This window comes from Stakelama sediminis (assembly GCF_014199335.1).
GTDB classification, from domain to species: domain Bacteria; phylum Pseudomonadota; class Alphaproteobacteria; order Sphingomonadales; family Sphingomonadaceae; genus Sphingomonas; species Sphingomonas sediminis.
The window spans coordinates 23,962-44,421 of sequence record NZ_JACIJI010000007.1 but is presented as its reverse complement, the minus strand read 5'-3'; the positions used below and the strand labels follow the sequence as shown (position 1 = coordinate 44,421).

Sequence of the window (20,460 nt, the reverse complement as noted above, 5' to 3'; positions counted from 1 at the left end):
TTGTTCGGTTGTCCCGATATTCGGTTCGGTGGTTGCAACGAATCGTATTGCAATGCGGAAATGCTGATGCGGTTTGGATCGGTTCGCAATTGAGGCAATGGGCTTACCTACTCCCGTATCCATAGGGAGTAGGCTCATCCGACAGAGGTCTCCGCCTAGCTTTAATCGCCTTCGTCTTTATCGGTAGCCGGACATAGTCTGTACGCTGGAAACCATAGCCGGGGGGGCGGGGCAGATGGCCTGCCGGTTCTTTATGCGGCGATGAATGGAGGCAGCTATGTGGAAACATCCATCCCTTTGGACTGGAGTCCTGTTCGCCATTTTCATGACAATCGGACTGACAGCGTGCAGTTCCAGCTATCAGCCGATCAGTCTGGCAAGCGCCAATAATGGCGTGGACGGGAAATATCGGCTTGGACCGGGCGATGCGGTCAGGGTCACTGTCTATGGCGAAGACAAGATGAGCGGCGAATATGAAGTGGCGGGCAACGGATCGCTTGCATTGCCGTTGATCGGTGATGTGCCGGCGGGAGGAAAAACCGCGGCCGAACTGGCGGCACTGGTACGAACGCGTCTTGCCGATGGGGGATATCTGCTCGATCCGCAGGTGTCGGCGGAAGTGAGAGACTATCGTCCTTATTACATTCTCGGCGAAGTCTCGAAGCCCGGCGAATATCCCTATGCAGACCGCCTGACGATATTTCAGGCGGTGGCCCGGGCAGGGGGCTTTACGCCGCGCGCCGACCAGCATCGGGTTGTGCTTCGACGCTCCGATTGGGCGGCGGCGCGTGAGGTGCGGCTAACCGGGGATGCGCTGCTGATCGCTCCCGGTGACACAATTTATATTCAGGAATCGGCTCTTTGACGTAACTCCACGTCGTATTTTAAAGCCGCTTTATCCTAAGATTCTGTATCAAATTCAGCCGAAAGACGTAAATTCACTATCTTTATACCTCCAAAAGGTCAGGTTAACGCAGTTGCAATATTTTCGGATTGGCCCACAATTGCTATGAGGGTGTTCGAAAAGAAAGGGAAACTATCCATCTGGGTCGCACTGGTTGACCAATAATCGTCGCTTTAGCCGTCGGATAGCGGAAGGGGGGACGCGATACGGGAGGTCCATGTGCAAATAAGTCTGGCTTTAGTCGCCCCGAATACAATTGCCCGCGAAGGGCTTGCAAGGATTCTGGGGGAACAGGGATTTGAAATCGTCGCTCAGGTTAGCGGGCCCGAAGATCCGGTACTGGATTCGGCGGTTCGGGATCAGACCAATGTTCTGATTCTGCTCGATGCGAGCGTGAAGGGGGATAAGTGCGAGGTTCTGGAACAGGTGCATGAGCGCCATCCGGACGCGCGGATTGCCGTTCTGGCCGAAACGTTCGAATTCGATTCAATGGTGAATTGCTTCCGGGGGGGCGCGCACGGTTTTCTGGTCAAGGAGATCGGATGCAAGCCGCTGGTCACCTCGCTTCGCCTGATTGCGCAGGGGGAAAAGGTATTGCCGTCGCATCTGGCGGATTATCTGCCCGATCAGTCACTGACGCCGCTGATGATGGATGGCGAACAGTCGCTGGAGCAGGCCAACTTGTCCGATCGGGAGCAGCAGGTGTTGCGGTGCCTGATGGTCGGCTATCCCAACAAGATCATTTCCCGCCACCTGAATATCAGTGAGGCGACGGTGAAGGTCCATGTAAAGGCGATTCTGCGCAAATTACGGGTGTCCAATCGTACACAGGCAGCGATCTGGGCATCGGGACGCGGGCTTGATCAGATGGACTACAGCAACCGCGCCATGGCGAACTAAACTGCGCACTGCCGTCCTTGCGGCAGTTCTAACGCGTTTGCTGAAGCCTTTACGGCACCGCCACTGCCGTAAAGGCCTACCCCTTTGTTGCTCTATGCATTTCATACTTCCTTGAGGAGTAGCGGGCCTAATCCGCCCGGCCTCACCGATAATGGTCGGTGCGGCACTCCTGACAACGGGCGGACGAACCGCCTATTTCGACCGGGGAAGATATGGAATTGCGAACGAGGGCGGCAATGTTTCCTCTGAATGCGATCATTGCGATGTTGCTGGCGGCTTGCGGACCTTCCGGTGATGGCGGGTCGGCCGCCAGTCCGGTAGCGATTCCGACGCCGGAACCGACGCCCGCACCCGCTTCATCGCCGACTCCGACACCTAGTCCCACTCCCGCAAGCGGAGCGGGCACCGCTTCCGACGGGGCGTCGTTCCTGGGAGTCCAAACGCATTTCAGCCAGGGCTGGCCGGCTTCCTCGATCGATCAGGCGCAGTCCGTCGATGCCGCTTTACTGCGCGACTCCGTGCCCTGGAGTGCCGGGGAGAAGGTACGGGGAAGCTATGATTTCAGCGGACAGGAGGCGAGCAGGATCAATCTCGCATGTACTGCCGAGATGCCGGTCATCCTGACCATCATTCCCGATAACCCCAATTATGATGGCGGATCGACGGTCTATACCGATGCCGGGCGCTCGGCATATGCGGCATATCTGAACGCACTGATCGGAAAGTTCGGTAAATGCATCGTCGCGTTCGAAATCGGCAATGAAATCAATACCGCGAACGGCCTGAACTATCCCGCAGGATCGGATAGTGCGACACTTTATGTCGATCTGTTGCGTGCCGTGAGTCAGGATGTCCGCAAAAAACATCCCGATGTTGCGATCCTTGGCGGGTCGAGCAACATGATCGCGACGGGATTTCTGGAAACCCTGTTCAAGGCGGGAATGCTGCCACTGATCGACGGGGTCGCTGTGCATCCCTATCGTTCCGATGCACAGAGCGTGGACATGGAGATCGCGCACCTCAACAGCGTCATGGCGCAATATGGCACGCCCGTACCAATCTGGGCGACCGAGTTCAGCAACGATCTGAGCGATGCTGCCGGGTCTTCGGGCGAACTGGTCAAGATGGTCACGTTGCTGCGCGCAGCGGGGACGTACAAAGCCATCTGGTATGCGCTGATAGATCAGAAATATTACCCCAATATGGGCCTGTTTTCAGGGAGCACGATCAAGCCGACAGGTAAGGCGTTCCGGCTGGTCGAGGATCGACTGCTTCCCAAGGGCAAGCCGCAGCGCGTCGATGTCGGCGATCCGCTGGTGTTCGCCTATCGCTACGGACAGGATGCCTATGTCGTCTGGGGCGCGCCGCGCACGGTCAGCTTTTACGGTTCGGCTTCGGTCGTCGATGCACAGGGCCAGGCATTATCGTCGTCCGGCGTTTTCGTCGGGCAGGAGCCGATCATTGCATTCGGCGCGACGGGCCTTTCGGTGGGGCAGGGCAGTGTGCTCGCCGATTCCGAACTGCAATATGGCGGCGCGCCGTGGAGCTATCTGGCGGAGGATTCGGGCGGTGAGCATGTGCTGTCGCTCTATGACGATCAGTATAGCAGCTATTTCGGATCGCGCTGGACCAAGCCCTTGCGGGTAACGCTGGGCGATGCCGCGCCATCGGGCAGCGCACGGGTCGTTATCCGCTATACCGCGCCTGCCGCGATGGCGGTCGACCTTGGCATGTGCCTGTCCAAACCGGCAAAGGGCGATGGAGTCGACTGGCGGATCGAACACAATGGATCGGTGTTGCAAAAAGGCGTTCTGACCGGTCAGGACAAGCTTTCGGGTGTTCGCGTCGATCTGGCCGCAGGCGACCATCTGGACTTGTCCGTCGGCAAGAATCAGGCCTTTGGCGGTGATAAATTCGACTATCATATCAAGCTGTTTCGACGCGGGAGCGGCGGCACGGTAGCGTGCAGCAACTGATCGACGCGCCGGATTTGGTTGCGGTGCATCTTCCTTTGGGAACCAGCGGGGCGGGGCTGGGTTGTTCCCTCGAAGAAAGGGAGTTTGACCATGGGTGCAACCACCATCGGCGCGCTGATCGGCGGCGCCATCGACAGCATGAGCGGGGACGACAGTGCGGCGGACGGTGCCGTTATCGGCGCGGTTACGGCCAATGTCCTGAAAGTCGCGGTGCCGGTCGCTTTCACCTATGCGGTGGGCTGGCTGGTATTGCGCGGGATTACGGAGGGGATCGACCGGCTGAGCGAAGCGGCGGAGGACGCGCTCTGAGTCGACAGTCCTGCAGACCATGCGCAATTAACCCCGGAAAGACGTGTTAGCGGCTTGACGCAGGCCCCCGGCCCGCGCCACTAGCGGGCATGGCATTTGAGCGCGATCCCGATCCCCACGGTTTCAAACGACGCGGCGTATTGTTTGTCTTGTCCTCGCCTTCCGGTGCAGGCAAATCGACCATCGCCCGCAAGCTGTTGGCCGCCGAACCGAAACTCGGCATGTCGGTATCGGCAACCACCCGGCCTATCCGCCCCGGTGAAGAGGATGGGCGCGATTACCATTTCGTCGATACCGAGCAGTTTCGTGAAATGGTGTCCGATCATGCCTTTCTGGAATGGGCGCATGTGTTCGGCCATCGGTACGGTACGCCGAAAAAGCCCGTTTATGACATGCTGGAATCGGGGCAGGATGTCCTGTTCGATATCGACTGGCAGGGTGCGCAGCAGCTTTTCCAGATTGCCGGTGGAGATGTTGTGCGGGTGTTCATTCTGCCGCCATCGATGGAGGAACTGCGCGACCGGCTGGAGCGGCGCGCGACCGATTCGATGGATGTCATCAATGCGCGCATGGAGCGGTCGGCGGGCGAAGTCAGCCACTGGGACGGCTATGACTATGTCCTCGTCAACGACGATGTCGAGGAGTGCTTCGAATCGGTGCGCACCATTCTGGCCGCCGAACGCCTGAAGCGTTCGCGCCAGACCGGCCTGATCGGCTTTATCCGCGGCCTGCTGAAATAAGCGGGGAACGCACCGCCGCTCTTGCGGTCCGGTACGTTCCCGCTCGCCCCAGTCACGCCGCCATGCGCGGAGCGTCGTCGCCTTCCTGAAGCGTCAGCGCATATTCGGCGCATTCGACCTTTTCTCCCCGCCCACGCGCATAGCGAGTCGCTCGCCCATGATGGCGGAAGCCGAGCTTGCGCAGAACCTTGCCGGAGGCCGGATTGTCGAGATAGTGCCCGGCGGTCAGGTGCGGCACGCCCATCGTTCGTGCAATGTCGAGCACCGCGCGTCCGGCCTCGCTGGCATAGCCGCGCCCCCAAGCCTCTGGGGTCAGCCAGTAGCCGAATTCATAGGGGTGCTCGCCATAGGGGCCATAGCCGATACCGCCGATGATCGGAGCATCGGCGCCGTCGCGCGCGCAGATCAGGAAACTGACCGCTCGCGGAGTCGATTGCATCGCTTCCAGAAACTGCTCCGCGTCGCCCAGTGCATAGGGCCAGGGTGCGCGGCCCAGATTGCGCACCACTTCCCAATGGCCGATGGCGCGGGCCAGCTCGGTTGCGTCCTCGATCCAGCCGGGCCGCAGGGTCAGTCTTTGCGTACGCACGAACATGCCGACTCTCCTCGTCTTTTCGCGCGCTCATGCACTGTCACCATGACAGTGCGGAGACGGGCGAGGGGGGAGGGAGCATGAAAAAAGGGAGCCGGGGCGACCCGTCTCCCTTGTTTGGCTGGTTCCGTCGTGGAACCCGGGTCACCCTGGTGGGCAACCCGGTCGGTTGCCCGTTATTCGGCGGCGTCCGCCATAATTTCCACCGACGCGAATTTGCGGCCGAGCTTGCCTTGCTTGAAGGACACACGACCGTCGGTAAGCGCGAACAGGGTATGGTCCTTGCCCATGCCGACATTCTCGCCCGGATAGAATTTGGTGCCGCGCTGACGCACGATGATGTTGCCGGCGACGACGGCTTCGCCGCCGAACTTCTTCACGCCGAGACGGCGGCCTGCTGAATCGCGGCCGTTACGGGAAGAGCCGCCTGCTTTCTTATGTGCCATTTGGGTCTACTCCTCGAATAGCTCGCTCAGGCCTCGGCGGCCGGGGTTTCGGTTTCGGTCGGCTTGGCTTCAGCCTTTTTGGCTGGTGCCTTCTTCGCCTTTTTCTCTTCCGATCCGATCGCGGTGATCTTCAGGATCGTATGCTGCTGGCGATGACCGTTCTTGCGGCGATAATTGTGACGGCGGCGCTTCTTGAACACCACGACCTTTTCGGCCTTCGCCTGCGCGACGATCTCGGCCGCGACGGTCAGGCCGTCGACGGACTTCAGCTCGCTACCTTCACCGGCGAGCAGAACATCATCCAGAGTCACCGAATCACCGGCGTCTCCGCCCAGCTTCTCGACAACGATCTTGTCTCCTGCGGCAACGCGATACTGCTTGCCGCCCGTGCGCACGACTGCGAACATGGCCCTCATCACTTCCAAATGCATGTGTCCGCGCGAAGTCATCCCCGCGCGGAAAGAATGGGCGAACTATGCTGCGACGGCGGGGATGTCAACCGGAAAGCGGCAGGTCTTGCCGGATTTTTACTAATGCCGGTGTTCGCGGCGCAGACGATAGCGGCCGCCTGCATAATCCTCGAACAGGCCGGTGATGGCGGGATGGTCGACCGGCTCATCACTGTCGTCGCTTACCAGATTTTGCTGGCTGACATAGGCGACATAGCTGGTTTCCATATTTTCCGCGAGAATATGGTAGAAAGGCTGATCCTTGGCGGGACGTGCATCTTTCGGAATCGATTCATACCATTCCTCGCTATTGGCGAAGACGGGATCGATGTCGAAGATGACGCCGCGAAAATCGAACATGCGGTGCCGGACGACGTCGCCGACATTGAAGCGGGCATGGGCGACGGGCGGCATCGGAACACCGGGATCGACAGGGCCGCTGGGCGTGGGAACACTGGGCATGCCAGCCAATTTAATGTATTTACCGCGCCGCACAAGCATACTGTGGCAAGAGGTGCTTGTAAGGGCGGATCGTTTGAGCTAATGCCCCGCCCCTATCGACCGGCACCGCTGGCCTGACCGGGCTTCAAAGCGGTGCGAATCCCGATTTTCGGAGAGGTGGCAGAGAGGTCGAATGCGCCGCACTCGAAATGCGGTGTACGGGCAACCGTACCGTGGGTTCGAATCCCACCCTCTCCGCCAAGTCTTCTCCTAACAAACTGTATTTACGATGAAGTTTCGTAGTGGCCGGACTTGGTCCCATTGCCGGTCCCACTTCTCGATCCGATGTTTCGCCGTCGCTGGTCCAAGTATCTACTAGGACGCAGCTCCCCGGCTTCAGATTATATATCCGACGATGACGCCTGCTTTGCCAAGATACGAGGCGACAGCACAGTGAGTCGCAGTTGATCGGACCGATACAAATTTTCACGCGGCTCAAATTGCCGCCCTGCTCAAGCCAACGATATCGAAGCCGAGTGCGATTCAATCCAGTCAAACCACCATTTTCTGTTTCCGACGAGGAGTGGAAATGGGTCGCTAATCGACTGGCAGCCTTTGAGCTGATATCGAGAGGCAGCGCTCCGCTCAGTCGGCTCGTGGACCTCGCAAAGGCCCCTTCGGATGTTCATACCTCCATCAACACTCGCCTAACCCAGACATTCATTCAGCTTCCGTTGGAAAACCCATGGCGGGCCAAGTTTCCTCTGAATATTACATCGACGAGAGCGGGAATACGGGCGACCTGAGCGCCGTCAGAATGGAAGCTTATTTCACGGAACAGCGCATGTTCGCTTTGGCCGCGTTCGGCGGCTCGCTTGACGAGGCATTCACCGAGGAATTCAGCAACCTCAAATCGGTTCACCGGCTACAGGGGCCAGAAGTGAAGTCGAAGCAGGCCTATGAAAGGCCGCGGTTCATCCTCGATCTGATCGACCTGCTGGAAGCAGGCCGCTGCCCGATCTTCATCGAGATCGTCGACAAGCACTATTTTGTAGTCGTGAACATCATCGAGCGGATGGTGGTCCCATATGTGGGAAAATGCGACACCCGACCTGACGCACTGTGGATGAAGGGCGTGATGGCGGATCATATGGCGCTCTACGCGCCGCCTGAGCTCACGCATGCCTTCGCCGGCTGCTGCCAGAGCAGGGATCACACCGAAATACGCAATCTCTATAAACGCATCATCGCTTGGGCAGAGGGAGATCAAGCATCGCCGGAGATTTCCGAAGGGATCTCCCGCTTCACGCGGGACAGCCTCAAAGACTTTCGGAAACTGCCCAAGGCCAAGGCGGTTGAGCGGGCACTACCTGTTCCCGACGTCAATCCCGGTGGGAAGCTCCTTTGGGTACTTCCCAACATGACCTCCTTCACGCACCTCTATGCCCGGATTAACCGGTACACGCGCAAGCAGGTATCCGGTGTGACCCTGTTCCATGACGAGCAATTGCAGTTTGGGGACATTCTCCAATACGCCAAGACCCAGACTGAAAAGTTTGCAGAGCTCGACCTGAGCCTGCCCATGCAGACAGCCGACTTTGACTTTTCCCAAGCGGCCGAGCTCCAGTTCCTTCGCTCGCATGACTCGATCGGCATTCAGATCGCTGACGTCTTGGCCGGATTTATCGCGCGCTACGTCCAGGACGCGATATGGAGTGGCGCCGCCATGCATGCTGACAAGGTCGCGATCTTCGACCGGCTCGTGGCGCTAGGGGATCGAAGCCACGGCACAGGAGTGAATTTCGTGGCACCAGACAATCTGGTTCGCTTCCTCGGCGTCGCGCCGAAGCCCAACTACTAAAACCTGCCAGCACCTCTGGGCCGGGCCGAGCGCTGTCGCGCTCTGGTCGGGATCGCCGCCTAGTGGCCGGCCGGGTCACCCTCTCCCTGACGGCAGCGTTAGGTAGTAGACCCGAAATTGGCCGCGAAATAATCGATCATCTCCGCGCCTTGCGATCCGGCGCGGAAGCGGCGTTGCTCGGCAACGTCCATCGACGGCGCCAGATAGATGATCTGATCTTCCCCGTAGAGCGGGATCACCTGCTCCGGGTCCAACCCACCTTTGCGCAAACGCGCCAAGGTATTCGCCGTTTCGAGCGTCGCTCCGACGAGGACGTCCGCGAGCTGCACCGCCGGGCTAGCCACCGAGTTTACCTGCACGACGCCTGTCATTTTTAGCGGAAATTTGAGTGTCGCAATTTCGGATGATCGAAACTCAACCTCAGCGTCGTGCGCGATGAGCTTCTCGATTAGGTGGTGATAGGTCTCCAGGTTCTTCGATTGGTCGTGCTCGACGCGATACGGACCGCCGGACATCACTTCCATGCGACTGATCAAAGCCTGGAGAACCACCATTGCCGCGTCCGTCGTCACGCCGGGCGTCGCAATGGCTTCCAGGCACTCAGGCGCACCGTTCGCTATCGGTCCCAGCGCCTCCGGCAACTCGCGCCATTTGGTTCTGCGCGCCGCGTCGACGAGGTCGTGCAAGGCTGCGGGACTTTTTTCCTTCATGGCGCGCTGAAACGCCGTCATGAGTTTTTGTAACCTGCCCTCCCCCAGCAGACGCGGCCCGGCTTGGAAGAGGATCGAGCCGAGCGTGAAGTTCTGGCCATGCTGATAAAAATTTGTGCCGCGCTCGTAGTAATATGGCTCTGCAGCGTATTCGAGAAACATCAGCGTGAGTAGGAAGCGCTTGTCGCAGACATAAGTCACCGACTTATACTCGCTCAATAAATCCCGCAGCAACGCCAACAGCGGGCGGTGATTGGATGGTCTGCGTGAGACCGAGCTGTACTTGAGTTCTGGTGCCTGCAGGCGTGGGAAGTGGTGCCTGATCAACGCCGCGGCATCGTCATCCTCGATCGCAATCGCGGTCGCGCCCTGGAAACGCTGCTCGGAATTGAGCAGGTCAAAGCCGGTATATCCACTCTCGTCGATCCTGAAGCATACCATGTCGGCTATCCTAAGACGTCCCGCTCAGGAACGTCGACATTAGCGTTCCTCAGTTAAGCCCAAAGGTTCAAAGTAACGATCACATCCCGTCAAGCCAACGAATGACGGGTCGTTGCAGGTCACGATCCTGCGAACGTGCGCCGGGCCAAGCGGCACAAGCAGACGGTCGTGCGGCACACCATTGTAGCTCCGACCCGCTCTCCAGGCGCAGAATTGCTTGGCGATGTGAGATTCAAAACCAAGGCTGTCCGTAAAGTTGCGGATCGGGATCGCCGCTTCGACCACCGAAGGCACGCCGACCGATCGAAGCGCTGGTCCGAGGTCCGGATCGCGATCAATCGCCGCGTACAAGGCCTCTCCGCCCCAAAACCGCAGGAAGTCCTCGATGCCGTCGTCGTTGTGCGGTCGCGTGAAGAGGAACCAGATTCTCCCGACGCGGGTCGGTGAGTCTGCCTGGTGGCGTCGTTTGAAGCCCTCTGCGACCGCAGGCGAGATTGCGCCCTCCGCTAGTGCGCTGTCGATCCGCCGGATCAGTGTCTCGACGCTCGGCAAATGCATTCCGGCGGAGAGGATATCGGCGGCTTCCCGGGCGGTAAGGCGCGTGTTGTGCCAAGCCATGATCTCATGGGGCCGGAGCGTTTCACCCAGCTCTCCGATAATCTCGTCATATTCGTAGGGCGAGGCGAAGCGTCGCTCCGTGACCCAATCTTCGAGCGTGGGACGGTGCTCATCGAGCAGCGCCACCACATCGGTCGGCCAAGCTGCCGGATGGTCGTAGTCGAACAGCATGACCGCTCAACCGGCGAAGCGCGCAACGACTGGCGCCGCTGACAGCGAAACGATGACCCCTGTCATCAAGATCAGGGTCGCCCCTTCTTGCTGATCGCCTCAACCAGACGGTCGAAGATTGGACGAGCGTCACGAATCCGGTCGACGCTGGTCCGCAAGGGCGCCAGCGCCGTTTCGAGATCCTCCTCTTCGAATCCGGAGGCGAGGTCCTCACGGTTTATCGGAATGGTCAGCGCCAGATCCCCGGTTTTCGGATCGCAGAGGAAACCCTTGTTGACCAACTCATCCAGTAAGGCTCCCTCTGACCTTAGCAGCGCTTTCCAATCGCGTTGGCCAATCGCATCGGTGCCAAACACGAATCTAATCCTCGCACCAGCGAAGCCGGCAATGGTCCCTACCCAGGTTTCTGGTTCGTGCCCGTCGATACACGGCATCGTGTCGAGCGAAAACGACAGGTAGAAGTCATCGTCCTCCGGATCCCCGCCGATTTTCCACTCCGGGGGCGCCAGCCAAAGGGTCTCGGCTAGATCCGCGACGACCTCACCGGCCCATCCCAAAGCAATACGCCGCTCCTCGAGCACGACGGCGACGGCCTTTGCCAGCATGGGTTGCATGGTACCGTTTGCGTATCGAAGCGCCTCTTCCAGCTCGTCGATATGACGCACAATCACGGTGCCGATGGATGGATCGGTCAAGGATATGGTCTCCTAAAATTCACGAACGTGCTCGCCGAAGCTCTCGATAAGCTGCGCTACGAAGGAGCGATCCCCATCTCGGTCGCCCGCGACCGAGCGGGCCGCTCGAGTGACATCAGCCCACGAGCTTGAGGCGATCGCCGGAAGTTCGGTACGAAAAGGCGCGAGCAAGACCACCCACGGCGTGAGACCCTGCAATGCTCCACGCCGGGCTATGGCCTTGGAATAGCGCTGCAACTGCTCGCGCCCCAGGACCGCTCCGATCTTTATCTCAATGCCGACGAGATGGCGGGCGGTCTCGATAACCAGATCGACCCGATCCGCGCCGTCGCCGAGCGGGCATATTTCGGTGGCCACCCGATACCCGCCACAGAGTTCCTGGGACCAGTCGATCGCCGGTATCGCCGTGGCCAGGTACGATACCGCGAAACGCATGGAGGTCTCACCGCCGAACTCAGGCATCCAGAGCCCGGCCAGTGCAGCGGCATTGCGGACCTCGTCTCGACGGAGGCTAGCAAGTGCCCATACGTTGATCAGACCGCCGCGTTGCTTAGTCCGGGCGAGCGGCCCCTGAAGGGCTCGGAATGCTGTCTGAAGATCGTCCAACGCGTAGAACTGCTTTGGCGCTCGAGGCGCCACATCCGGCAGGACGCCTCGTAGCGCGCAGAAAGCCGATAGTAATGCTGCCGGGTTGAGGTGGCCGGGCGACGGGACGACTGGAAGGGGGACATTGGCCTCGGTCATCCGACTCTGCCAACCAAAGCGGTCAATCGCACCGGCCTCTGCGGGAAGGGTTCGAATGCAAGCAAGCGGCATGCCCGGCGATCAGCTCGAGGGCGATCGTCACCGGCGTTTCGCATCGGAGGTTCGTCACCTCCGGCCAGATCCTTGACAGTATGCACCAGTGTTTGGACGGCGAGAACAGCAGGGCTCATCTTCAGTATCTCGACCGTTCCTCAATTTGCTCGAAGCTATGCGCCTCGACACCGTACACCGCCGCCAGCCCATTGAACGCCTCAACCACGACGGCTTTCAGCGCCTCCGGCGCCGTCGAGGTAAGGGTGGCGTCATATTCGTAAGCATCTTCAACAGCTTCATGTCCTTCATCGTCGAACTGGTGCGGGCCGCCCGGCCAGTAGCTCCCAGCGAGGCCGTTAACGCCGAGACGAACGTGGATCGGCAGCGCTCCTCCGTGCGCAAGTGCGAGCGCACAATTGCGTTCGAGAAAGTGCAGCCAATGCTTCCAGAAAGATCCTGTCGCCAGCGTAAGACGCTCATTCTTGCCAGCAAACAGGAACCCGCCCGCGACACCCCAGAACTCGCCTGTTTTCTCGAACCATTGTGTGACGGCGAGGGTTGGATATACCCTTTCACCATCCGCAGTGCGGGGCCAGTAGACTGCGGCGCCTCCGCGACTGACTCCGAAATTCAGCCCATTCGCGTTCGCTAGAAGCGCTGGATGGCCCCCGTGATCGGCGATCGTGCGCTTCGCATCCGGTTTGGCGCTCCATTTCGAGGGGATAATGCGCGCATAACCCGGCCAATGAGGCATCCACCGAAAGCGACTGCTTCCGTGCATTGGGCTCGTGACCGTCTGGGGCACAGTCCGATCAAACCAGAGATCGGGATCGCCCTGAAAATGCGGCTGCCAATGGACCGCGTCGGGCGGCGGTGCTGGGAGCGTGTCCAGCGCAAGGCGGAGCGCGCCGACAAGGTCATTCGTCAGCTGGTCGCGGGCAGCGCGCAGCGTTGCCGTGTCGCTGCCTGGGAGAAGGTGGAACGACAAAGGACCGCGCCGCCCACGCATATCGAACGGTAGCCGATCGACCGTGGCACCCTCAAATGCTGCATTCCACACCTGGATGACGCGGGTCTCGGTTAGAGATTTGTTGGCATAGCCCATTTCAAGAAGAACGTTCGGATTGGCGCACGCCTTACCGCTTTCCGAAAGTGCGATCGGGGTAACGTCCCCAACAAACACTGCCGCTTCGTCGATTTTGCGCAGGATGGTCGCGACAATGTCAGGCGTGCCGGCAACGCCCTGCGTATCGGAGGTAACGCTCGTGCGATCGGCTTCCTCAAGATCGGCCGCCAACTGCTTGACCGCCTCGTCGAGCGCGTATCGAACCAGATCCTTGGTGACACGCGGGTCGAGATCGCTCTGCCACGACCAGAATACCGTCTTTTCCACCCGCACACGCACTCCACCAAGACGGCTGTAGCTTATCACACCTTATAAGCAGGGTGTGCAATTACGCTGATCAAAGCTCCAAAGGACATGCGGTTTGCACCCTAATTTGCGGGGCAACACCAGCTTGGGTAACGGCAGTAATCAGGATCAGCCGGGGTAGGTCGAGCGGCCGGAGTGGAGGGGTGCAAGCGAACCACTCCTGCCTCAACGCGCAAGACCCCTGCCACGTCCGAAGTCGATTCCATGGTTGAAGGCAAGCTCCGCCCCAAGCCTGCGCCCAGTGTCGATGGAGATGCCCAGTTCGACTTTCCGCGCGGCGAGAAGCGATTCCATCTGCGGATCGCGCTCAAGGCTCTTCGCCATCCCGGCCATCTCATTCTGCGCTGATTTCCGGGCCATGACATCGCCGGTCACGTAGGCACGATCCGCCACACCGCTGAGCTTGTTCCAGCGCTCGACGAAGCGATCAGCGCGACGCGCGGGATCGACGCGGATTTCAGCTTCAAGCTGCATCGCCTGGCCTGCTGCCGGTTTGGTGGACACCGAGATAAGGTGTTTTCACTGAACGGAGAGCATCGATGCAGAGAAGGAAGTTCGCCCGCGAGTTCAAGGTTGAGGCGGTGCGATTGGTCCGGGAGCGCGGCGTAACGATCGCCCAGGCAGCCCGGGACCTGGATTTACACGAGAACGTGCTGCGCAAGTGGGTGAAGGAGTTTGCTGCCGATCCGGGACATGCCTTTCCCGGTCACGGGCAGATGAGGCCGGAGCAGTTGGAGATCGATTGATTACGCCGCGAAGTGGCGAAGCTGAAGGCAGAACGAGACATCTTAAAAAACGTATGGCCCGCCCCGTCTGCAAGGATAAAATTGGATGGCGTTGTGGGTCTGCATCAACGTATCCGGTCTCAGGTCTGCTGACCTGGCCAAGATGGGTTCCGCGCGGCGGGGGCCTCATAAAGCCATCGGTGACAAACACCACATTTTTAACCAGGCTTTCCCGTCCGCCGGTTCGACCGTTATGCCATCTATCTCACCTCCACAGACATTTCGAGCGGCCAGCCACTGCTGATCGCAATTTCGTCAGATTGTGGCTTCCTGCGATTGGTACACATCACCGCGCCGGAGAACGGCCCAAGCAATCCGCGCCAGTTTGGCTGCCAGTGCAACGACCACGACATTGGGATGGGCACGGGCCAGCAGATTGCGCAGCCATTTTCCCATCGCCGTTCGTTGCTCGGCAAAGTGCCGCATCGCTGCCCGTGCCCCATGAATGAGCTGGGTTCGCAGATATCGATTGCCGCGTTTGCTGATTCCCAGCATTTTGGTTTTGCCGCCGGTCGAGTGTTGTCGCGGCGTCAGGCCGAGCCATGCGGCCAGATCACGCCCCTTGGCAAAAGCACTGGCATCGCCCACTGCGGCGACCAGCGCCGTGGCATTGACCACTCCTATGCCGGGAACCGTGACCAGACGCCGCGCCAGATCGTCCTCGCGTGTCATCGTAACCAGCTCGTCATCATATGCACCGATCCTGCGATCAAGTTCTGCCCATTCTTCACGCAGATCGTGAAGCAGGCAAAGCATCCTGGCGCTGATTGGCGGATTATCGGCCATGATTTTATCGAGCCGCTTGATCAGGGGTCCGCGGCGCTTTGGCAGAATGATCCCCCGCTCCAGCAACATCGCGCGTAATTGGTTGGTTAGGCGCGTTCGTTCCGCGACCAGCCTCGCACGCGCGCGATGCAGGATTTGCAAATCGAGCTGCGCTTCGCTTTTCGGTGTCACCAAACGCATCGTGGGTCGGGTCGCGGCTTCTGCGATGGCCTCGGCGTCGCGATCATCGGTCTTCTGTGCCTTGACGTAGGGCTGAACATACTCCGGTGACATCAACCTGACCAAATGCCCATGAGACTGGAATATCCGGGCCAGAAAATGCGCGCCGCAGCAAGCCTCCATCGCCACCACGCATCCCGGCAATTTCGATGCGAACTTGATCAAACCCTGTCTCGTCATCCGTCGACGCAAAACGACTGCGCCGGAATCATCGAGCCCAGCAACGCTGCAACTGTTTTTGCCCAAGTCTACGCCCAGTACATCAATTTTCGGGTTCGCCATTGGTCTTCTCCTCTTCCAATCCGCCGTCATGATAACGCCGGTCGTTGAGGGGCGGGCCATCCCATAAAGCCGCCGCCTACTTCGCGAAGGACTCGATATGAGGTTCATTTTCATCGCGAAGCACCGAGGGGTCTGGCCGGTGGCGTGGATGTGCGGGGCGCTCGGTGTTTCGCGAAGCGGCTTTCATGCCTGGCTCAACCGGGCACCATCGCAGCGTGCCCGCGACGACGAGGTGATCGGCGCCAGGGTGAAGACCAGCCATATCACCAGCTACCGCACATATGGCGCGCGCCGGGTCTGGCACGATCTGCTCGCCGAAGGCATTTCCTGCGGCCTGCATCGGGTCGAACGGCTGATGCGTCAGCAGGGTCTGCGAGCGCGGCCACGCCGTCGCGGGCTGCCGAAGGATCAAGGCGAACGTTCGGTCATCGCCGGCAACGTGCTCGATCGCCAGTTCACGGCGGACAGGCCGAACCAGAAATGGGTAGCCGACTTCACCTATATCTGGACCGCTGAAGGATGGCTCTATGTCGCCGCGGTGATCGACCTGTTCTCGCGCCGGGTGGTTGGCTGGTCGATGAGCGACGCGATGACCGCCCAGCTCGTTACCGACGCGCTGATCATGGCGATCTGGCGGCGCGGCAAACCGGATGCCCTGCTGCATCATTCGGATCAGGGCAGCCAATACACAAGCGAGCAGTTCCAGCGCCTTATGGCGGATAACGGCGTCACCTGCTCAATGAGCCGGTCCGGCAACTGCTGGGACAACGCTGCAATGGAAAGCTTCTTCTCATCGCTCAAGACAGAGCGGATCGGGAAGAAGGTCTACCGTTCGAGAGCGCAGGCCAGGGCTGACGTGTTCGATTACATCGAATGCTTCTACAACCCGACCCGCCGCCACTCGACCCTGGGTTACCTCAGCCCTATCGACTTCGAACGCCAAGCTGGGGTAGCCTGATTTAGCCTATCTCGGTGTCCATCAAACCGGCAGCAGGCCAAACCGCTCCGAGGGGACATCAAGGCCTCAAGCTGGTGACATGTGACGGTCGGTGGATAGCAACTGAGAAGCAGACTGGCTGATGCAGTCTCTGGACGCAGACCCCACCCACCGGCATATCAGGATAATCCTTTGTATAAGCAGCGTTTTCTGCTTACTTTCGAACTTCGGCAACACCGAGGCCGATGTCCTGACAGTCCGGAAAACTCTAATGTTACCAGTTTTCAATACGAATAGCCAAAACTGACATGGCAGGTGGTATTGACGGACTTGTTTCGCGATTCACAGGGTCGGCAATAGCAACCGGGCCAATCCGCAGCAGCTACCTGGTTGAGATCATCAGCGCATCAAGGGTTTCAGGGGTGATTGCCCCTGTTATGCTCAGCCCCTGCTCTTTCTGAAATGCGCTCAGGGCCGCACGCAGTTTGGGGCCGACCATGCCATCAATTGCTCCGTTATAGAAACCACGTCCGAGTAAAGCGATTTCAACCTTGCGTACGATTGCCGCAAAGCGCTGTGATCGCCCGCTTAGCGGACGCAAGCGATTTTCAGCAGGCGGCCTGGGGCTTCGGGTCGATCTGGGAGAAGTTGAGGGAGGCGGACTGGGGGCGGGCGTCTGATACAATGGTTCGTACGATGAGCTTCCGCCATAGCCTGCGGTGCTGGAGCGGTGGCTGGTATGGCTCGCATGCCCGCCGCCATAGCTTGACCGGTGGCTGGCATGGCTGGAGTGACTTGAATGGCTTGCATGGCTCGCCAGCGTAACAAAGTGATCCTGCGTGAAGCGTTGAAGCAGATTGCGTTTTCCGGGATCAGTGTCGCTTGCAGCGCTGGACTGGGTGAGCAATGTCTGCAGCGGATGTGTCACGCCAAACCCCGCCGCACTTAGACTGGCAATAAGGAATTTGCTGGCGGTCATAGAGGTGTCACCTTTGCGCATTCATCCTGATCGGGATGCCATTCGAAAAAACCGCAACACAAATCCCGCTCGCGGCATCCATCGCAAGCCGACAGGAATTTCTGTTTCCAGTCCGAAATCGACGCTACCGCAAAGCGACGATAGTCCTCCGGTAGCGCGCATCGCGGAATGTTGAACAGCTGCACCGGCATCTGATGCAAAAAGCTCCAGTCCATTGCTTCTCTGAGCGGTGCGAAATCCAGGCGAGGATTTACCGCAAGGCTTGCCCAGCGTCGCCGTGCGAACCCGCTATGCTCGAGTTGCATGATTGACCAGGCTTCAATGCAACGCAGCCGGCTGGCAACGAAATGCGCAAGTTCGGGTAGTGCGGGATAATTTCCCCGCAATAATACCGTGCGCAGTTCAATCCTTGCACCAGCGCGCATAAGGATGGCGAAATTTTCAAGCAGTTGGGAAAAGGCACCTCGTTTCCCTACAATTTCGTCGTGCAGTGCGCTTTGAGAAGCATAGAGTGGAATGCCCCAGCTGACGCGCGCATAGGCCGGGCCGAGCATACGGTCGATATCATCATTCTCGAAATGCTGCGCATTGGTGAGTACGTGAAAACTCAGGTCCGGACGCGTCCGATAGATCCGTTCGATCAGATCGAACAGCTGATGCCTGTACAGCGTCGGTTCCCCGCCGGTAATGCCGATAAGCATGTTTTCCGGCGCAAGCATGCATGCCTCTTCGAACAGGGCGAAACGGTCGACATGGGTCTTTTTGGGCGGTTGCGAACACATGACGCAAAGCTGATCACAGCGTTCCGTTACCAGCAGGGTGTTGTGCGGCGATGTTGCTCGTATCAGCCGTTCCGCACGTTGCTCCCTCGGCTGAATCAGGAGGACGTCGCCTGCAAGCCCGGATGCGGCAACTCCATCGATCGTAAAGAGGCCTGCCTTGCTGGCATAAGTCGCACTGTTTCCCTCTGCTTCGACGAGCACCGCGTCGCCGCAGCGCTGCCCTGAAGGGCTGCCAAGCCGGACAACAAAGGGACGGTCCGCTTCGGCGAATGCGGATAGCCGTAAGGGGATCATTCCAGCATGGTTCCGAAGCTGACCGGCGTTTCCGGTAACCGCAGCCAGCGGGTGAGCGAATAGCGTACCGCCGGATCGTCGCTGTAAATCAATTCGAAGATGAAATCGAAGAGATGCAAATGCCGGCGACAGAATTCGGTCTCGGTTCGCGGGACGTCAATTCGTCCGTAGCGGGCAAGATCGTCGATGAGATCGCGCCCGCAAAAGGGCTGATAGGCGCAATGCTGACATGTGGGGTCGAACTGATTGGTTGCATGGCGGTTGAGCGTCTCTCTGCGTTCGCTATCCCAGCCGGATACAATGTCGCCGATCGCAAGATCGATGATGCCGGAGCGTGCGAGCATTCGCGCCTCGTCGGTTGGATAAACCGTTCCGTCATGATCAACCACGATATAATCCATGCCCATCGGGTTCGGATTGCGCAGATCGACATGACGCTCATTTCCGGGCCAGAAGATCCGACGCAGGCAAATGCTCAGATAGCTCTCCTCGAGAACCTGATCGCGATCCGACCAGTTTCGTTCGATCAGTGTCTCCACGAACCGGCGATAGTAGCGCCGCCAAGCGTGGCTTTGCTCGCGCGAATGCTTGTGGCGTTTGCGCGCAAAGCCCTGATAGTTGATCGGACGTAAAAAGATGCTGTCGAGCCCGAATTCCCGATAGGCATCGATAAGGCTCTCAGGCGGCGGTGGATCGCTGGCGTCGATGGTCGGCAGCGCCGACACCTTTCCCGGGCCGTAGCGCTCGACGACATAGCGCAAATTGTCGAAGAACTGCCTGGTCTTGCCTTCGCTCTGTGTACGATGGATCGCGTGGCGTGTCGTATCTCCGTCCAGCGAGGTGCTGATGAAACAATCCGGCCGGTCGAACAGGGTAAGAATCCCGTCATCAATGCACTGCAAATTGGTGCAGACAACAAACTGCCGATGGGCGAAGCGTTCGCATCGCTCGATGACGGCCTGGATAAGATCGGGGCGCAGGCTCGGTTCGCCTCCCTGGAATTCGATCTTGATATGATCGCCCTGGATTGCGTCAATACAATCGAGCACTGCAGCCAGGGTATCAGGTGACCAGTCATATTTGTGCTGATCGATATCGGCACGAGAAACCTGGCAATAGCTACAACGCAGATTGCAGCGCAGCGTTGGCACCAATATCAGATAATCGAGCGTGCCAACCTGATCCAGCCTTTCGGCAACGCAATAGGCATGGCTCATCCGGTCGAAGGAAGAGTTCTCGTCCAGGCTATGACCGTGCTGGGTCAGATAGCCCTCGTCCTGCGGATTGAGTGTATCGCGCTCAAAGCGCTCAAGCGCTGCCGGTGACAGAGTGAAAAACGAACCGCTGTCGTTGACTGCCAGCGCCTCTCCATTGGGCAAGGCACGCAGACGTAGGGGGTAGAGGCTCATTGGAGCAGTTCGTGCAATATTTCGGTCCGATGGGCTGCCATACTTACAGTCAAACGCTCGTTGACTAGCAGGCTTTTCCAGATCGTTTGAAGCTGCATCCGGGAATGGCGATCACTGGTAATAATAAGATAATCATCTTCAAGGTTCAGTTCGACTCCATCATAGAAATCGGAAGCCCGATGAGCGGCCTTCCGGGCCAACACACGGTCGCATTCCGAAATCTTTTGTTCGAATTGGTAGATCATCGAGCCCCCGTTTATTGGCCAGGCCTAATCCGTGGAACATCGTTGCTCAAGGTGGAAGCCTGACCGTTTTGGTGCTGCTTGTGGGTTGATGCGGTTCCAGCGCGTCGCCAGCAACCCGGTGCGGCATCCAAAACAGATGTTCCGGTAGATGGGGGCCTTTCAACGGAGACTATAGGAGTGCCCCTTACTCTCAGTGTCCGACGCACTGCCGGCTGCTCTGGTGGGAACTCAGAACGAGTCCTAAAATATTGCCATATGG

21 protein-coding genes, 1 tRNA gene and 2 pseudogenes are annotated in these 20,460 nt (G+C 59.1%); 9 read left to right on the top strand and 15 right to left on the bottom strand.

The features are described from left to right. Positions 1-325 precede the first annotated feature (325 nt). The 5 genes from FHR23_RS14380 to gmk all read left to right on the top strand — a co-directional run bounded on the left by FHR23_RS14380 (position 326) and on the right by gmk (position 4,829). Complete coding sequence (locus FHR23_RS14380; RefSeq protein WP_184005471.1) at positions 326-865, top strand: polysaccharide biosynthesis/export family protein; 540 nt, start codon at positions 326-328, stop codon at positions 863-865. Between the two features lie 258 nt (positions 866-1,123). Continuing rightward, positions 1,124-1,804, top strand: a complete 681-nt coding sequence (locus FHR23_RS16790) for a LuxR C-terminal-related transcriptional regulator (RefSeq protein ID WP_184005380.1) — start codon at positions 1,124-1,126, stop codon at positions 1,802-1,804. 236 nt (positions 1,805-2,040) lie between these two features. Then, complete coding sequence (locus tag FHR23_RS14370; RefSeq protein ID WP_184005378.1) at positions 2,041-3,780, top strand: glycosyl hydrolase; 1,740 nt, start codon at positions 2,041-2,043, stop codon at positions 3,778-3,780. 90 nt (positions 3,781-3,870) lie between these two features. Continuing rightward, positions 3,871-4,089 (top strand): hypothetical protein, encoded by a 219-nt coding sequence (locus FHR23_RS14365; protein WP_184005376.1) that lies wholly within the window; start codon positions 3,871-3,873, stop codon positions 4,087-4,089. 89 nt (positions 4,090-4,178) lie between these two features. Beyond that, positions 4,179-4,829: a guanylate kinase gene (gene gmk, locus FHR23_RS14360; RefSeq protein WP_184005374.1), complete on the top strand. Its 651-nt coding sequence runs from the start codon at positions 4,179-4,181 to the stop codon at positions 4,827-4,829. A 52-nt stretch (positions 4,830-4,881) separates the two neighbouring features. On the opposite strand, the gene FHR23_RS14355 is transcribed toward gmk, so the two are convergent. The 4 genes from FHR23_RS14355 to hspQ form a co-directional block, all read right to left on the bottom strand. Continuing rightward, on the bottom strand, positions 4,882-5,424 hold the full coding sequence (locus tag FHR23_RS14355; protein ID WP_246359916.1) for a GNAT family N-acetyltransferase: 543 nt from the start codon (positions 5,422-5,424) through the stop codon (positions 4,882-4,884). 173 nt (positions 5,425-5,597) lie between these two features. Further along, a complete protein-coding gene (rpmA, locus tag FHR23_RS14350) occupies positions 5,598-5,867 on the bottom strand; it encodes a 50S ribosomal protein L27 (RefSeq protein ID WP_184005372.1) in 270 nt (89 codons plus the stop codon). Positions 5,868-5,893: 26 nt separating this feature from the next. Further along, on the bottom strand, positions 5,894-6,274 hold the full coding sequence (rplU, locus tag FHR23_RS14345; protein ID WP_184005370.1) for a 50S ribosomal protein L21: 381 nt from the start codon (positions 6,272-6,274) through the stop codon (positions 5,894-5,896). A 123-nt stretch (positions 6,275-6,397) separates the two neighbouring features. Beyond that, on the bottom strand, positions 6,398-6,778 hold the full coding sequence (gene hspQ / locus FHR23_RS14340; protein ID WP_246359915.1) for a heat shock protein HspQ: 381 nt from the start codon (positions 6,776-6,778) through the stop codon (positions 6,398-6,400). A gap of 150 nt (positions 6,779-6,928) precedes the next feature. Between hspQ and FHR23_RS14335 the strand changes: the two genes are divergently transcribed. Both FHR23_RS14335 and FHR23_RS14330 read left to right on the top strand, forming a co-directional pair. Then, positions 6,929-7,018, top strand: a tRNA-Ser gene (locus tag FHR23_RS14335). A 484-nt stretch (positions 7,019-7,502) separates the two neighbouring features. Next, entirely contained in the window at positions 7,503-8,618 is a 1,116-nt protein-coding gene (locus tag FHR23_RS14330; RefSeq protein ID WP_184005368.1) for a DUF3800 domain-containing protein, read from the top strand. A 98-nt stretch (positions 8,619-8,716) separates the two neighbouring features. On the opposite strand, the gene FHR23_RS14325 is transcribed toward FHR23_RS14330, so the two are convergent. The 6 genes from FHR23_RS14325 to FHR23_RS14300 form a co-directional block, all read right to left on the bottom strand. Further along, positions 8,717-9,769: a hypothetical protein gene (locus FHR23_RS14325; protein WP_184005366.1), complete on the bottom strand. Its 1,053-nt coding sequence runs from the start codon at positions 9,767-9,769 to the stop codon at positions 8,717-8,719. Positions 9,770-9,808: 39 nt separating this feature from the next. Further along, a complete protein-coding gene (locus tag FHR23_RS14320; RefSeq protein ID WP_184005364.1) occupies positions 9,809-10,558 on the bottom strand; it encodes a hypothetical protein in 750 nt (249 codons plus the stop codon). A 71-nt stretch (positions 10,559-10,629) separates the two neighbouring features. After that, a complete protein-coding gene (locus FHR23_RS14315) occupies positions 10,630-11,253 on the bottom strand; it encodes a hypothetical protein (protein ID WP_184005362.1) in 624 nt (207 codons plus the stop codon). Positions 11,254-11,265: 12 nt separating this feature from the next. After that, positions 11,266-11,997 carry a PD-(D/E)XK nuclease family protein gene (locus tag FHR23_RS14310; protein ID WP_184005360.1) on the bottom strand — a complete coding sequence of 244 codons (732 nt, stop codon included), beginning with the start codon at positions 11,995-11,997 and terminating at the stop codon, positions 11,266-11,268. A gap of 193 nt (positions 11,998-12,190) precedes the next feature. Further along, on the bottom strand, positions 12,191-13,444 hold the full coding sequence (locus FHR23_RS14305; RefSeq protein ID WP_184005358.1) for a hypothetical protein: 1,254 nt from the start codon (positions 13,442-13,444) through the stop codon (positions 12,191-12,193). Positions 13,445-13,648: 204 nt separating this feature from the next. Further along, positions 13,649-13,957, bottom strand: coding sequence for a hypothetical protein (locus tag FHR23_RS14300; RefSeq protein ID WP_184005356.1), 309 nt, complete (start codon positions 13,955-13,957; stop codon positions 13,649-13,651). Between the two features lie 65 nt (positions 13,958-14,022). On the opposite strand from FHR23_RS14300, the pseudogene FHR23_RS14295 reads away from it, so the two are divergent. Next, positions 14,023-14,226, top strand: a pseudogene (locus tag FHR23_RS14295) (transposase); the annotation flags it as partial. 297 nt (positions 14,227-14,523) lie between these two features. On the opposite strand, the gene FHR23_RS14290 reads toward FHR23_RS14295, so the two are convergent. Further along, positions 14,524-15,555 carry an IS110 family RNA-guided transposase gene (locus FHR23_RS14290; protein ID WP_184005354.1) on the bottom strand — a complete coding sequence of 344 codons (1,032 nt, stop codon included), beginning with the start codon at positions 15,553-15,555 and terminating at the stop codon, positions 14,524-14,526. Between the two features lie 70 nt (positions 15,556-15,625). Between FHR23_RS14290 and FHR23_RS14285 the strand changes: the two are divergent. Continuing rightward, positions 15,626-16,513 (top strand): annotated as a pseudogene (locus tag FHR23_RS14285) (IS3 family transposase); the annotation flags it as partial. A 361-nt stretch (positions 16,514-16,874) separates the two neighbouring features. Here the strand turns inward: FHR23_RS14285 and FHR23_RS14280 are convergent. The 4 genes from FHR23_RS14280 to FHR23_RS14265 are packed head-to-tail and all read right to left on the bottom strand — an operon-like array spanning position 16,875 to position 20,201. Continuing rightward, entirely contained in the window at positions 16,875-17,471 is a 597-nt protein-coding gene (locus tag FHR23_RS14280) for a peptidoglycan-binding domain-containing protein (protein WP_184005352.1), read from the bottom strand. Beyond that, the gene (hxsC, locus tag FHR23_RS14275) at positions 17,468-18,547 is read right to left on the bottom strand and encodes a His-Xaa-Ser system radical SAM maturase HxsC (RefSeq protein WP_184005350.1); all 1,080 of its coding nucleotides are present in this window, start codon (positions 18,545-18,547) and stop codon (positions 17,468-17,470) included. Before hxsC ends, FHR23_RS14280 begins: the two co-directional genes overlap by 4 nt. Next, complete coding sequence (hxsB, locus tag FHR23_RS14270) at positions 18,544-19,956, bottom strand: His-Xaa-Ser system radical SAM maturase HxsB (protein ID WP_184005348.1); 1,413 nt, start codon at positions 19,954-19,956, stop codon at positions 18,544-18,546. Before hxsB ends, hxsC begins: the two co-directional genes overlap by 4 nt. After that, entirely contained in the window at positions 19,953-20,201 is a 249-nt protein-coding gene (locus tag FHR23_RS14265; RefSeq protein WP_184005346.1) for a hypothetical protein, read from the bottom strand. The genes hxsB and FHR23_RS14265 overlap by 4 nt, the downstream gene beginning before the upstream one ends. Between the last annotated feature and the right edge of the window lie 259 nt (positions 20,202-20,460).

Excerpts from the sequence above, each read along its gene's own strand:
- FHR23_RS14380 (WP_184005471.1), top strand. The coding sequence starts at position 326 with ATGACAATCGGACTGACAGCGTGCAGTTCCAGCTATCAGCCGATCAGT.
- FHR23_RS14370 (WP_184005378.1), top strand. The coding sequence starts at position 2,041 with ATGTTTCCTCTGAATGCGATCATTGCGATGTTGCTGGCGGCTTGCGGA.
- FHR23_RS14365 (WP_184005376.1), top strand. The coding sequence starts at position 3,871 with ATGGGTGCAACCACCATCGGCGCGCTGATCGGCGGCGCCATCGACAGC.
- gmk (WP_184005374.1), top strand. The coding sequence starts at position 4,179 with ATGGCATTTGAGCGCGATCCCGATCCCCACGGTTTCAAACGACGCGGC.
- FHR23_RS14355 (WP_246359916.1), bottom strand. The coding sequence starts at position 5,424 with ATGTTCGTGCGTACGCAAAGACTGACCCTGCGGCCCGGCTGGATCGAG.
- rpmA (WP_184005372.1), bottom strand. The coding sequence starts at position 5,867 with ATGGCACATAAGAAAGCAGGCGGCTCTTCCCGTAACGGCCGCGATTCA.
- rplU (WP_184005370.1), bottom strand. The coding sequence starts at position 6,274 with ATGTTCGCAGTCGTGCGCACGGGCGGCAAGCAGTATCGCGTTGCCGCA.
- hspQ (WP_246359915.1), bottom strand. The coding sequence starts at position 6,778 with ATGCCCAGTGTTCCCACGCCCAGCGGCCCTGTCGATCCCGGTGTTCCG.
- FHR23_RS14330 (WP_184005368.1), top strand. The coding sequence starts at position 7,503 with ATGGCGGGCCAAGTTTCCTCTGAATATTACATCGACGAGAGCGGGAAT.
- FHR23_RS14325 (WP_184005366.1), bottom strand. The coding sequence starts at position 9,769 with ATGGTATGCTTCAGGATCGACGAGAGTGGATATACCGGCTTTGACCTG.
- FHR23_RS14320 (WP_184005364.1), bottom strand. The coding sequence starts at position 10,558 with ATGCTGTTCGACTACGACCATCCGGCAGCTTGGCCGACCGATGTGGTG.
- FHR23_RS14310 (WP_184005360.1), bottom strand. The coding sequence starts at position 11,997 with ATGACCGAGGCCAATGTCCCCCTTCCAGTCGTCCCGTCGCCCGGCCAC.
- FHR23_RS14300 (WP_184005356.1), bottom strand. The coding sequence starts at position 13,957 with ATGCAGCTTGAAGCTGAAATCCGCGTCGATCCCGCGCGTCGCGCTGAT.
- FHR23_RS14290 (WP_184005354.1), bottom strand. The coding sequence starts at position 15,555 with ATGGCGAACCCGAAAATTGATGTACTGGGCGTAGACTTGGGCAAAAAC.
- FHR23_RS14280 (WP_184005352.1), bottom strand. The coding sequence starts at position 17,471 with ATGACCGCCAGCAAATTCCTTATTGCCAGTCTAAGTGCGGCGGGGTTT.
- hxsC (WP_184005350.1), bottom strand. The coding sequence starts at position 18,547 with ATGATCCCCTTACGGCTATCCGCATTCGCCGAAGCGGACCGTCCCTTT.
- hxsB (WP_184005348.1), bottom strand. The coding sequence starts at position 19,956 with ATGAGCCTCTACCCCCTACGTCTGCGTGCCTTGCCCAATGGAGAGGCG.
- FHR23_RS14265 (WP_184005346.1), bottom strand. The coding sequence starts at position 20,201 with ATGATCTACCAATTCGAACAAAAGATTTCGGAATGCGACCGTGTGTTG.